This window comes from Mycobacterium sp. UM_CSW, assembly GCF_000455205.1.
GTDB lineage: Bacteria > Actinomycetota > Actinomycetes > Mycobacteriales > Mycobacteriaceae > Mycobacterium.
On the sequence record NZ_AUWQ01000077.1, the window covers coordinates 1 to 11,398 of the forward strand.

15 protein-coding genes are annotated in these 11,398 nt (G+C 68.2%); 5 read left to right on the forward strand and 10 right to left on the reverse strand.

Annotation, left to right across the window (positions count from 1 at the left end; genetic code table 11):
• Both N415_RS23565 and N415_RS23570 read right to left on the reverse strand, forming a co-directional pair.
• A partial coding sequence (locus N415_RS23565) for a nitronate monooxygenase (RefSeq protein WP_161630345.1) occupies positions 1-428 on the reverse strand: 428 nt, incomplete at its 3' end.
• Positions 425-817: a tautomerase family protein gene (locus N415_RS23570; RefSeq protein ID WP_068187252.1), complete on the reverse strand. Its 393-nt coding sequence runs from the start codon at positions 815-817 to the stop codon at positions 425-427. The genes N415_RS23565 and N415_RS23570, both read right to left, overlap by 4 nt.
• Positions 818-910: 93 nt before the next feature.
• Here N415_RS23570 and N415_RS23575 point away from each other — a divergent pair, with 93 nt between their 5' ends.
• Positions 911-1,804, forward strand: coding sequence for a LysR family transcriptional regulator (locus N415_RS23575; protein WP_068187254.1), 894 nt, complete (start codon positions 911-913; stop codon positions 1,802-1,804).
• Between the two features lie 66 nt (positions 1,805-1,870).
• Here the strand turns inward: N415_RS23575 and N415_RS23580 are convergent, their stop codons facing one another.
• A complete protein-coding gene (locus N415_RS23580; protein ID WP_068187256.1) occupies positions 1,871-2,674 on the reverse strand; it encodes an alpha/beta hydrolase in 804 nt (267 codons plus the stop codon).
• 87 nt (positions 2,675-2,761) lie between these two features.
• Here N415_RS23580 and N415_RS23585 point away from each other — a divergent pair, with 87 nt between their 5' ends.
• Both N415_RS23585 and N415_RS23590 read left to right on the forward strand, forming a co-directional pair.
• Positions 2,762-3,094, forward strand: coding sequence for a DUF962 domain-containing protein (locus N415_RS23585; RefSeq protein ID WP_085189115.1), 333 nt, complete (start codon positions 2,762-2,764; stop codon positions 3,092-3,094).
• Positions 3,091-3,639: a TetR/AcrR family transcriptional regulator gene (locus tag N415_RS23590; RefSeq protein ID WP_068187258.1), complete on the forward strand. Its 549-nt coding sequence runs from the start codon at positions 3,091-3,093 to the stop codon at positions 3,637-3,639. The genes N415_RS23585 and N415_RS23590 overlap by 4 nt, the downstream gene beginning before the upstream one ends.
• On the opposite strand, the gene N415_RS23595 is transcribed toward N415_RS23590, so the two are convergent.
• Genes N415_RS23595 through N415_RS23620 form a run of 6 tightly spaced genes read right to left on the reverse strand, consistent with a single transcriptional unit; the run spans position 3,636 to position 7,395 of the window.
• Positions 3,636-4,493 carry a lipase family protein gene (locus tag N415_RS23595; protein WP_068187260.1) on the reverse strand — a complete coding sequence of 286 codons (858 nt, stop codon included), beginning with the start codon at positions 4,491-4,493 and terminating at the stop codon, positions 3,636-3,638. The two genes, N415_RS23590 and N415_RS23595, sit on opposite strands and share 4 nt — an antisense overlap.
• 19 nt (positions 4,494-4,512) lie before the next feature.
• Positions 4,513-5,112, reverse strand: coding sequence for a YbhB/YbcL family Raf kinase inhibitor-like protein (locus tag N415_RS23600; RefSeq protein ID WP_068187263.1), 600 nt, complete (start codon positions 5,110-5,112; stop codon positions 4,513-4,515).
• A 52-nt stretch (positions 5,113-5,164) separates the two neighbouring features.
• Complete coding sequence (locus tag N415_RS23605; protein WP_067015845.1) at positions 5,165-5,608, reverse strand: SRPBCC family protein; 444 nt, start codon at positions 5,606-5,608, stop codon at positions 5,165-5,167.
• 35 nt (positions 5,609-5,643) lie between these two features.
• Complete coding sequence (locus N415_RS23610) at positions 5,644-6,648, reverse strand: zinc-binding dehydrogenase (RefSeq protein WP_068187265.1); 1,005 nt, start codon at positions 6,646-6,648, stop codon at positions 5,644-5,646.
• Between the two features lie 31 nt (positions 6,649-6,679).
• A complete protein-coding gene (locus N415_RS23615) occupies positions 6,680-7,084 on the reverse strand; it encodes an SRPBCC domain-containing protein (protein WP_068187267.1) in 405 nt (134 codons plus the stop codon).
• Positions 7,081-7,395 (reverse strand): metalloregulator ArsR/SmtB family transcription factor, encoded by a 315-nt coding sequence (locus N415_RS23620; protein ID WP_193376497.1) that lies wholly within the window; start codon positions 7,393-7,395, stop codon positions 7,081-7,083. The genes N415_RS23615 and N415_RS23620 overlap by 4 nt, the downstream gene beginning before the upstream one ends.
• Positions 7,396-7,484: 89 nt before the next feature.
• Between N415_RS23620 and N415_RS23625 the strand changes: the two genes are divergently transcribed.
• On the forward strand, positions 7,485-8,207 hold the full coding sequence (locus N415_RS23625; protein ID WP_068187269.1) for an MBL fold metallo-hydrolase: 723 nt from the start codon (positions 7,485-7,487) through the stop codon (positions 8,205-8,207).
• On the opposite strand, the gene N415_RS23630 is transcribed toward N415_RS23625, so the two are convergent.
• Positions 8,204-8,578, reverse strand: a complete 375-nt coding sequence (locus N415_RS23630) for a hypothetical protein (protein ID WP_068187271.1) — start codon at positions 8,576-8,578, stop codon at positions 8,204-8,206. The genes N415_RS23625 and N415_RS23630 overlap by 4 nt on opposite strands.
• Positions 8,579-8,741: 163 nt before the next feature.
• On the opposite strand from N415_RS23630, the gene aceA reads away from it, so the two are divergent.
• A complete protein-coding gene (gene aceA / locus N415_RS23635; RefSeq protein ID WP_068187273.1) occupies positions 8,742-11,030 on the forward strand; it encodes an isocitrate lyase ICL2 in 2,289 nt (762 codons plus the stop codon).
• Positions 11,031-11,398 lie beyond the last annotated feature (368 nt).

An 11,398-nucleotide genomic window follows, 5' to 3' on the forward strand; every position in this document is an offset into this window, starting at 1 on the left:
CCGCCGGCCTCGCCGCCCTGGGCCACAACGATTTCCGCGCCGGCGTCGAGGGCCTTGCGGGCGTGGTCAAGGTTCTGCACTTGGACGGTGAGCGGAACGCCGGCCGAGCGGATGCGGTCGGCGAACGGCCGCAGTTCCCCGAACGACAGCATTATGGTGGCCGGTTGCCGCGCCAAGACCTCGTCGAGCAGCTCGGGGTTGCCGGCCAGCCGCCAGGTGATGAACCCGGCTCCCACCCGCGTCCCGGCGGCACGGTCGAACTCGCGTTGCAGCCATGCCGCGTCGCCGTAACCTCCGCCGATGAGGCCGAGCCCGCCGGCCGCCGTCACCGCCGCCGCCAGCCGGCCCCCCGAGACCATCGCCATCGGAGCGAGCAGGATCGGGTGCTCGATCCGGAAAAATTCCGTGAGCCGGGTGGTGAGCGTCATGTCAGCTCTCCGGTGAGGAACTGGGCCCGTCCATGTCCGAAAGACCAGTCCTCGTCGCCGTTTTCGGTGATCGAGACGATCACGTCGGCCGGGTCGACCCCGCACCTCTCGGACAGGTTGGTCACCAGCAGTTCGTAGAACTTCTCCTTCATCGCGCGCGTGCGGCGCCGGCTCACCACGTGCACGATCACTTGCCCCGCCGAGCGGGTGATGCCGAGACCCGTGTCCCATGCGACGATCTCGTGGGCCGGATGCGTGTGCACCACCTGGTAGCGGTCGCGCGGCGGCACCCCGAACGCTTCGACAACGGTGTCGTGGACGGCATCCAGGAGGGCCCGAAGCTCCTCCGGCGTGCGGCCCTCGATGAGATCTATGTACAGCAGCGGCATTGTGTCTCCTTGAGTCCTTGGTCTGCTTACGACGCTAGGCCCGCCGAAAGCCGCTGTGAAATGCCCGATGTAATCGATCTATGCTTGCCAGACATGGGCGGTTTGGACGGCGGCCGGGTCGAGTTGCGCCACCTCCGGGTGTTCGAGGCAGTGGCGCGACTCAAGTCGTTCACGCAGGCCGCGGATGAGCTCAGCATCACCCAGCCGGCGCTGAGCCGCACCATTCAACAGTTGGAGGACGCGCTGGGAGTGACGCTCCTGGACCGCAGTTCGCGCCGCGTCGAGACGACGCAGGCCGGCCGAACGTTCCTCGACCATGTCGAACGCGTCCTCGCGGAACTGGAACGTGGGTTCGGCGCGGTGCGGCAGCAGGCAGTGATCCGCCTCGGGTTCAGCTGGTTGCTGCCCGACCCCTGGGCGCAGGACACCCTCGCCCGCTTCGAGCGCGCCACCGGGACCGCGGTCGGGCTGGTCCGCACGGACGACGCGCTGGGCGCGGTGCAGCAGCGAAAGGTCGACGTCGCCGTCGTGCGCCGCCGGCTCACGGCGGCGGGCCTGCGCGTCGTGCACCTGTTCAACGAGTCTCGGGTCGCGGTGTGCTCGGTGCATTCAGAGCTGGCGGACCGATCGGAATTGGACTGGGCCGAGGTGCCGCGGTGGCCGTTGGTCGTCAACACCACCAGCGGCACCACCGGCCCGTGGTCGTGGGCCGCCGGCGCGGGGCCCGAAACGATCGTGGAGACAGCGAATTTCGACGAGTGGATCGAATCCGTCGCGGCCGATCGCGGCCTCGGCGTGATCCCCGACGTCGCCGTCCGGCGCAACATCCACCCCGGGGTGCGCTTCATCCCGCTGCGGGGAGCACCCCCGAGCCCGGTGGCGCTGGTGTTTCTGCCGCGCGGCCGCAACGCCGCGCTGCGCCGCTTCGTCGAGGCGGCCGTCGAGAGCGCGCAGGGGTTATCGGGAGCTCCTGTTCGCGAAACTTAAAGCAGCGTCACGTTTCTCGGCGTGTCGTCGCAGTCAGTGCAGTGTCGCGACACGATCACGCGCCGGTTACCGCCGCAGGCTGACCGATTCCAGGAACGGCTCGGCGACGGCGAGAAAGCCGCCGGGGTCGGACGAAAAGACCACGTGACCGGTGTCGAGGATTTCCAGCCGGGACCCGGCGATGGCCTCGTGGGTCGCGCGACCCGCACGCAGCGGTATGGCGATGTCCTTCTTTCCCCACACGATCAGCGTGGGCACCGCCAGCTCACCGGCGCGGTCGCGCAGGTCGTGCTCGGGCGTGGCGAAGCTGCGCCACAGCGCCGCTCCGGTGCGGACGCCCTCGGGCGTTTTCGCCACCGCGGTCGCGCGCTCGACGATCCGCCGGTCGGCGTCCGTTTTGGGCTTCATGTAGCCGCGGACGAAGAGGGGGGCGGCCCGCCGGAACAGCGCCGGCGTGCCGAGCACCCGGCAGAAGCCGCGGACCGCCGGGTTCAAGGGCACGAACCCGCCCGTGTTGACCAGGACGAGACCTGCGACGCACTCGGGGCGAGTGATCGCCAGCCGAGCGGCGGCAAACCCGCCGACCGAGTTCCCGATAAACAGGGCGCCCGACACGCCCAGGCCCTCGACGACGTCCTCCAGCACGTCGGCGAACAGCGGCGCGCTGGCCACCATGGGGGACTCGACCGGATCGGACTCGCCGTGCCCGGGCCAGTCCACCGCGATGGTGCGGTAGTTGCGGGCAAGGGTTTCGACGATCGGGTCGAAGTCGTGTCGGTCGTGCAGCGTGGCATGAAGCAGCAAAACGGTTGGGCCACTGCCGGATTCGTGGTAGGCCACGCGCCCCGCCCGGGTTTGAACAATCGCCATGGAAGTTCCTCTCGCCGATGTTGACCGACTGGTCGGTCATGGCCTACGCTACAACGAGAAGACCGCCGTGACAAGAAGGGACCCGCGATGCCAGCCCCGCCGCCCGAAGCGCCGTTCGCCGACAAGATGGCCTACTACCGAACCCAGCACACCTCGAAGGGGGTACGGACAACGCATCTGATCGGCACGCCCATCATCGCGGCCGGCCTCCCGCTGGTGTGGGCCAAGCCGAGGGTCGGTGCCGCGATGTTCGTCGGCGGGTGGGCCCTGCAGATCATCGGGCATCGGGTGTTCGAGAAGAACCTCCCGTCGACCCACAAGGGATGGATCACCTATCAACTCACCGGCGTGATCCACGTCTGCGAGCAGTACGGCGAGATGCTGGCCCGCCGCAGCCAGCGCAGGGCGGCCGTGCGATGAGATCGCCTGAGCCGGGGCGCAATGCGCTGCTGGACGCGGGGCAGCGGCTGCTGGGAACGGCCGACCTGGCCCGGATCTCGGTCAACGCGATCGTCGCCGAGGCCGGCATGGCGAAGGGCAGCTTCTATCAGCATTGGCCCAGCCGCTCGGAATACGTGCGGGCACTGCACGCCCGGTTCCATGACGACCTGCAGGACTCGATCGCCGCTGCCGGCGCCGACCTGCCGCCCGGCCGCGAGCGGCTTGAGGCCGGGATGAACGCCTACCTCGACGGCTGCCTGGCCGAGCCGGCCACCAAGGCGTTGCTCGTGCAGTCGCGCACCGAGGCCGGGCTGAGCGATTTGGTGGCCGCCCGCAACGAAAGTGCGGCCGCGCAGATCGTGCCCGATCTCGTCGCGCTCGGCTGGGCGTCCCCGGAACCGGTCGCGGCGTTGCTCGTCGCGGCGGTCGCGGAGATCGCCCTGATCGAGCTGGCCGCCGGCAAGCGCGACAAACGGCTGCGCCGCGGGTTAATTCGGCTCGCCACCCGGACACCGGCGGACTAAGAGGGCTTGCAGGCGGGCTCCAGGTTCAGGGTCGGGCCGCCCGATTGCAGCGACAGCAGGTACAGGTACGTCGCGAGCGAATGTTCGCACGCCACCGAGTATTTGACCAGAACCTTCGGTGGCAGCGGCAGCAACCGAATCGGGTTCAGCCAGGTCGGATTGAGCACGTGTTCGTAGTCGACGGGGGGAGGCAGGGCGGTGACGACGTCCAACCGGTTCGCGATGCGAAACGAGTTCTTCACCACCTGGTCGAAGGTGGCGGCGAACAGCGAATCCCCGGTGCGCGGACTGGCATACGTGTAGACGGCGGGAACGGCGAAGGTCGTGTTGGCCGCCAAGTCGAGTGCCAGCAGCGTCGCCAGGGCTCCGCCCAGGCTGTGCCCGCAGATCGTCACGGAGCCGACGGCCTGCGGGAAGGTAAGATTCGCGAGCGCGTCGACCACCTTCGGCGAACCCGACTGGGCCCCCGTGCGCAGCGACTCGTACATGTCGGTGAAGCCGTCTTCCGTGTGCCCGGCTCCCGTCAGGAAAGGGCATGGCACCAGCCCGAATTCGACGTCGTGGATCCATTCCAGCCACCCTTCGGTGCCACGGATCGCGATCGCCACGTTGCCGGTCTTGTTTTCCTGACAGATGAGCCCGATGGAGACTTCGTCGTCGGCGCGGGCCGGATTCATGTCGGTCGCCAGATCGTTGGCGTAGATCGTCGTGACCACGGTGTAGTCGATGCCGCCGACGCTCAGGGCCCGCCCGGCCTTGTTCGTCAAGTCGCCGGGCGATGTCGCGTAGGTCGCGGCGGCGAGCTGGCCGAATTGTATTGCCCGCGTTACATCTAACGTCGGTTGTGCCGGCATCGCGCCCCCGCTTGGGTCATCAGCCTTCGAAGGTTCCGGTGAACTGTGCCTGTCCGTGTCCGGTTGTGGCCTGGGTAATCGCCTGCGCCGCTTGGGCACCGGCCAATCCCGCGGGGAGCTGGTAGGTGGCGGGGAGCTGGTAGAGGGTGAACCGGTAGTGGTGCACCCCGGTGCCCGCGGGCGGGCAGGGCCCGCTGTAGCCGGCCTGCCCCGCCGAGTTCGGCAGGCTGCTGGCGCCGGCGGGGGTCTGGCCGTCCGCGGTGCTTCCGGGACCGGGCGGAATCCCGACGACGATCCAGTGGACGTAGGGCCCGCGCGGCGCGTCCGGGTCGTCGACCACAAGCGCCCCGCCCAACGGCGCCGACCACGTCAAGGGCGGCGCGACATTGGCCCCCTTGCAGGTGTATTGCGCGGGGATGGGCGCACCGTCGGGGAACGCGGGACTGCTGATCGTTACCGGTCCGGTGCCCGGCGCTTCGGCGACCGTCCGGCCGAGGGTCGTCACCTTGGGTGTCTGCGGGGCCGTTGAATGGCTGCCGCCCTGGCCGCCGCAGCCGGTGAGGGTGACGAGGAGCGCCAGCCCGGCGGTGACCGGCGCCAAGCGGTGAAGCGATTCCATACAGGACAGTGTCGCTCGCCGACGGTCGGTCGGGAAGGACTCGTTTTCGAACCTACTTGCCGCCCTTGACCTCGAGCACGCGCTTGCGCAGGCCGTCGGTCGCGGTTTCCATCAGGCCCTTGGCCCCCCGCTTGACCAGGAACCCCGGCACCGGGGCGGAAAGGTCCACGGTCAGATCGAAACGCACCCGGGTGGAATCGCCGTCGGGCGTGAGGGTGTAGCGGCCCTCCTGCGCGCGCTGCTGTTTGGAGCTCTCCAGTGTCCAGCCCACTCCGTCGTCGTGAACGGAGTAGTCGAGCACCTGCTCGTCGCTGACGCCGACGATTTTCACCGTTTGCCGCGATTTGCTCGGATGGCCGTCGGCGTCGCGTTCCAGGATTTCGACCTTCTTGTGAAACGAGGACCACTCGGTCAAGGACTCGAGGTCGAACAGCACGTCCATGATTTCGTCGGGCGTCGCGTCGATGACGACTTCGCGGGAATCGGTGATAGCCATGACGGATTAAATAGCCATTGTCGCGGTGCTAAAACTCACGGCACCAGCACCACCTTGCCGACGTTCTCCCGGGCCGCCAGGATCCGGTGCGCTTCCGGCGCCCGGGCGAACGGGACCGCGGCATGGACGACGGGAGCGATCGTGCCGTCGTCGAGCGCCTTGGCCAGGGGAGTGATCCACGGCTCGAGCGTGCCGCGGTCGTCCCACAGCCGCAGCATGTTGATCCCGATCACGGCCTTCGACTCCGACAGCTGGTCGAGCAGGTTGAAACCGCGCAGCATCGCCACGGCATGCGGCGCGGCGGCGCGCAGCGAGCGCTTCTCGCCGTGTTGCATGTTCGAAATGCCGTAGCCCACAAGCCTTCCGCCCGGTCGGAGCAGCGCGTAGGACCGGCGCAGCGACGTGCCGCCCAGCGCGTCGAGCACCAGGTCGTAGGGGCCCAGGCCCGTCCACCAGCCGTCGCGGCGGTAGTCGATTGCCCGGTCGACGCCCAGCTCGATCAGCTTCGCGTGCTTTGCGGGCGACGCGGTCCCGTGCACCTCGGCACCGGCCGCCTTGGCGAACTGGACGGCGGCGATGCCCACCCCGCCGGCCGCCGCGTGCACCAGCACCCGCTCGCCGGCGCGCAGCGACCCGTAACCGTGCAGCGCCGCCCAGGCGGTCGCGTAGTTCACCGGGACGGCGGCGCCCTGTTCGAAGCTCAACGCATCCGGCAGCGGGACGGAATCGCTCGCCGCCACGTTGACCACCTCGGCGTAGCCGCCAAATCGCGTCCCCGCCAACACGCGTTCGCCCATGCGGTCGGGGTCGACGCCGTCGCCGACGGCCTCGACCGTCCCGGCGACCTCGTAGCCGACCACCGCCGGCAGCTTCGGCGCGTCGGGATACAGGCCGACGCGGGCCAGGTGGTCGGCGAAGTTGACCCCGGCCGCCCGCACCGCGACCCGCAACTGTCCGGGGCCCGGTGGCGGCGGGTCCGGCCGCTCCTGGACCCGCAGGACCGACGGGTCGCCGTGCTTGGTGATGACCACTGCGCGCATCGTGTGATGGTCGCACACGGCGCCGGGCGCCTCAGGCCCGCGCGGTGGCCCCGGCGAGGCGGGGGAGAACGACGTCGCGCCAGCCGGGGCCCATGCGCTCGAAGGCCTCGGCCATCCTGGTGTCGTTCAGGTCAAACCCGCTGTGCTCCAAGAACACTCGAGTCCCGCTGCCTTCCGGCTCGAGACGCCAGGTCAGGGTCCAGGCCGCGGTGAACGTGTAGACGAAGCGGTGCGGGGGATCGACCTCGAGCACCTTGCACGGTTGCCTGCCGTAGCCCGGCATGTCGAGGGTGAACTGGTGGCCGACCACCGCGGCCACCTCCCCCTCGGCCCACCACAGCCGCATCAGCTCCGGTTCGGTCAGCAGCCGCCACACCTTCGCCGGTGGCGCCGCGACGAATTGGTCCACGCTGATCGTTGCGGGCGTCTCGCTCATTCCAGCTCCTCTGCCACCTCGGCCAGCCCGACCAGCCGGGCGCGCCAGAACTTCTCGAACGGATGCAGCCACTCGCCGAGCTCCGCCAGCGGTTCGGCGGTCAGGCGATAGATGCGCCGGCGGCCCTGCGGCTCGTCGGCCACCAGCCCGGCGTCACGCAACACCTTGAGGTGCTCGGCGACGGCCGGGCGGCTGAGCTCGAACCGGTCGCTGAGTTCGCCCGCGGACAGCGGGTGTCCGGCGAGGATCTCCAGCAGCTCCCGACGCACGGGGTTGGCCAGGGCGAGAAAGACGCGATCGGCGGCGGCCACCCGCGAAATATATGTCGGAAGATTCCGACATGTCAACTTTTTCCGACATGTCCTGCCACCGCGGCAGGAGCGGGGCTACCGTCCTTCTTGTGCACTTCGTCTGGGAACGACTGACCGACACGGTCCATCGCTGCCGACTGGCGTTCTGCGACGTGACGATCGGGCTGGTGCAGGGCGCCGGCGGAGCGCTGATCATCGACACCGGAACCACCCTCGCCGAGGCGGCCGCCATCGACGCCGACGCGCGACGGCTCACCGGTCGCGATGTGACTCATGTCGTGCTGACACACAAGCACTTCGACCATGTCCTGGGTTGCTCGGCGTTCGGTGATGCCGAAATCCACTGCACGCCTGAGGTTGTCGAATACTTGACGTCGGGCACCGGTCACCTGCGCGCACACGCGCTGAGTTACGGCGCGAATGCCGCCGCAGTCGATCGCGCGATTTCGGCGCTGAAGCCACCTCGGCGCGGTCTATACGAAACCGCGATCAACCTCGGCGACCGCACCGTCACGGTGACGCACCCGGGGCCCGGCCACACATCGGCCGACCTGGTTGTGGTGGTGCCCGCACGAGACGGTGCCGGCGACCCGGTCGTGCTGTTCACCGGTGACCTGGTCGAGGAATCCGCCGAACCGTACATTGACGCCGACTCCGATCTGGCGGCCTGGCCGGAAACCCTGGATCGGGTGCTCGAGATCGGCGGGCCCCACGCCGTCTATGTCCCGGGCCACGGAAAGACCGTCGACGCGAAGTTCGTCCGGCGGCAACGGGATTGGTTGAAGAAACGTGCGGTGTCGGCGCTCGACTAGGCGCGGGCGGTTGTGCAGGCGGCGATCAGGGCGTCCGGATCGGTCACGCTGACCCACAAGGAGCGCAGCGTCACCGACCTGACCCACACCTTCGCCTGTACGGGGGGCTCGATCGTCAACGCAACCAGTCCCTTGCCCGACCCGTTGACCAACCACCGACCCGCCGAGTAGTGCACGCCCCAGGCGAACACGCGCTCGCTGGCCGGTTCGGCCTTGGTGATCGAGGCAAGCGGGATGTCGGCCTCGAACGCCCAGCCCATCTTCACGTGCAGCACGCCCGCGTCCAACCGGATCTCGCTGTGGCGGGGGCCCAGCCCGACCGCAGCCGCGAGGGGAAGATACCAACGCTCGAAGCGCAAGCTCGTCTGCACGGTAGGGAGACTACCGATCGCCGACGCGCTTTGCTGGGCATTGCTCGCGCGGAGTACGGCACGGCCACAGTTGCGGCTCGGGACTATTTACCCCTGATTGAACCGCCGTGTCCGGGGATAAACTCACGGTCAGCGAATTCGTGCTGAAGAGGAGCGTAATCCCATGGCCATCATCGAAACGGACACCGAGGTCCGCACGCCGTTCGAGCAGGACGTCGAGGCTACGCAGCGGTACTTCGAGAGTTCGCGCTTTGCCCGGATCACCCGCCTCTACACGGCCCGCCAAGTAGCCGAGCAGCGCGGGACGATTCCGACCGACTACACCGTGGCGCGGGAAGCGGCCGCGGCGTTTTACGACCGGCTGCGCGAACTCTTCGCGGCGAAGAAGAGCATCACGACGTTCGGCCCGTATTCGCCGGGCCAGGCGGTCAGCATGAAGCGGATGGGCATCGAGGGGATCTACCTCGGCGGCTGGGCGACCTCGGCCAAGGGCTCCACCACCGAAGACCCAGGACCTGACCTCGCCAGCTACCCGCTGAGCCAGGTGCCCGAAGATGCCGCGGTGCTGGTGCGCGCGCTTCTCACCGCGGACCGCAATCAGCAGTACCAGCGGCAACAGATGAGCGAGCGGCAGCGCGCCACGGCCAGGCAGTATGACTACCGGCCGTTCATCATTGCCGACGCGGACACCGGTCACGGCGGTGATCCGCACGTGCGCAACCTGATCCGCCGCTTCGTCGAGGTCGGCGTGCCGGGTTACCACATCGAGGATCAGCGACCGGGCACCAAGAAGTGCGGTCATCAGGGCGGCAAGGTCCTGGTTCCGTCGGACGAACAGATCAAGCGGCTCAACGCCGCCCGCTTCCAGCTCGACGTCATGCGGGTGCCCGGCATCATCGTCGCGCGTACCGACGCCGAGGCGGCCAACCTGATCGACAGCAACTCCGACGAGCGCGATCAGGCGTTCCTGCTCGGAGCCACCAACTTGGACATTCCTTCGTATAAGGCCTGTTTCCTGGCGCTCATGCGGCGCTTCTACGAGCTGGGCGTCAAGGAGTTGAACGGTCACCTCTTGTATGCGCTCGCCGAGAGCGAGTACGGCATCGCCAACGCGTGGCTCGAGCGGCAGGGGATTCTCGGCGTGGTGTCCGACGCCGTCAACACCTGGCGGGAGCAGGGTAAGGACTCGATCGACGACCTCTTCGATCAGGTCGAGTCGCGGTTCGTCGCTGCCTGGGAGGACGACGCCGGGCTGATGACCTACAGCGACGCAGTGGCGGAAGTCCTGGCCTTCGGCGAACGCGAAGACGAGCCGGCGCCCATGACCGCCGACGAGTGGCGGAAGTTCGCTGCGCGGACGTCGCACTACGCCGCCCGGGAGAAGGCGAGGGAGCTGGGCGCCGCGCCAGACTGGAGCCCCGAGCTGGCAAGGACGCCCGAAGGCTATTACCAGGTGCGGGGCGGCATTCCGTACGCGATCGCCAAGTCACTCGCGGCCGCGCCGTTCGCCGACATCCTCTGGATGGAGACGAAGACGGCCGATCTCGCCGACGCCCGGGAGTTCGCCGAGGCGATCCATGCCGAGTTTCCGGACCAGATGCTGGCGTACAACCTTTCGCCGTCGTTCAACTGGGACACCACCGGGATGACCGACGAGGAGATGAAGCAGTTCCCCGTCGAGCTCGGGAAGATGGGATTCGTCTTCAACTTCATCACCTACGGCGGGCATCAGATCGACGGCGTCGCCGCCGAGGAGTTCGCCACCTCGTTGCAGCAGGACGGCATGCTGGCGCTGGCGCGGCTGCAACGCAAGATGCGCCTGGTCGAGTCGCCCTACCGGACGCCGCAAACCCTGGTCGGCGGCCCGCGCAGCGACGCGGCGCTGGCAGCCTCCTCGGGTCGCACCGCGACCACCAAGGCCATGGGGAAGGGCTCGACCCAGCATCAGCATCTCGTGCAGACCGAGGTGCCGAAGAAGCTGCTGGAGGAGTGGTTGGCGCTCTGGAGCGAGCACTACCAGCTGGGCGAGAAGCTTCGCGTGCAGTTGCGGCCCCGTCGCGCCGGCTCCGACGTGCTCGAACTCGGCATCTACGGCAACGGGGACGAGCAGCTGGCGAATGTCGTCGTCGATCCCATCAAGGATCGCCATGGCCGCAGCATCCTTCAGGTCCGCGACCAGAACACGTTCGCCGAGAAACTGCGCCAGAAGCGGCTCATGACCCTGATCCACCTCTGGCTGGTGCACCGCTTCAAGGCCGACGCGGTCATTTACGTCACCCCGACCGAGGACAACCTCTATCAGACCTCGAAGATGAAGTCCCACGGCATCTTCAGCGAGGTTTATCAAGAGGTCGGCGAGATCATCGTCGCCGAGGTGAACCGCCCGCGCATTGCCGAGCTTCTGACTCCCGACCGCGTGGCGCTGCGCAAGCTGATCACCAAGGAAGGGTAGGGCGGTTCGCGACGGGTGACGTCGCGAACTATTTGCTGACCGTCCCGCGGCCTTCGCCGAGTTCATGTCGTCGCGCGCGCAATCGATCCGCGCGACGGCCCGCCCGTGCGGCGGGCCTGACCCCCAAATCCGGCGACTACGTCGCCTCCCTCGAGGATTTATATGCCCTGCAAACTCTCCCTTGTGGCAATAGTTGCACATGTGTATGATTGCCATAGCAAGCGATCCTGCGAGGAGAGGACGGTCCGATGAAGGCACAGGTTAAGAAGGCAATCGCGGTGTTCGGCGGCGCGGCCGTCCTCGCTGCGACAATCGGATTCGGCGGCGTCAGCCCGGTGGCCAGTGCGTCGTCGCCGACGCCGCACCCG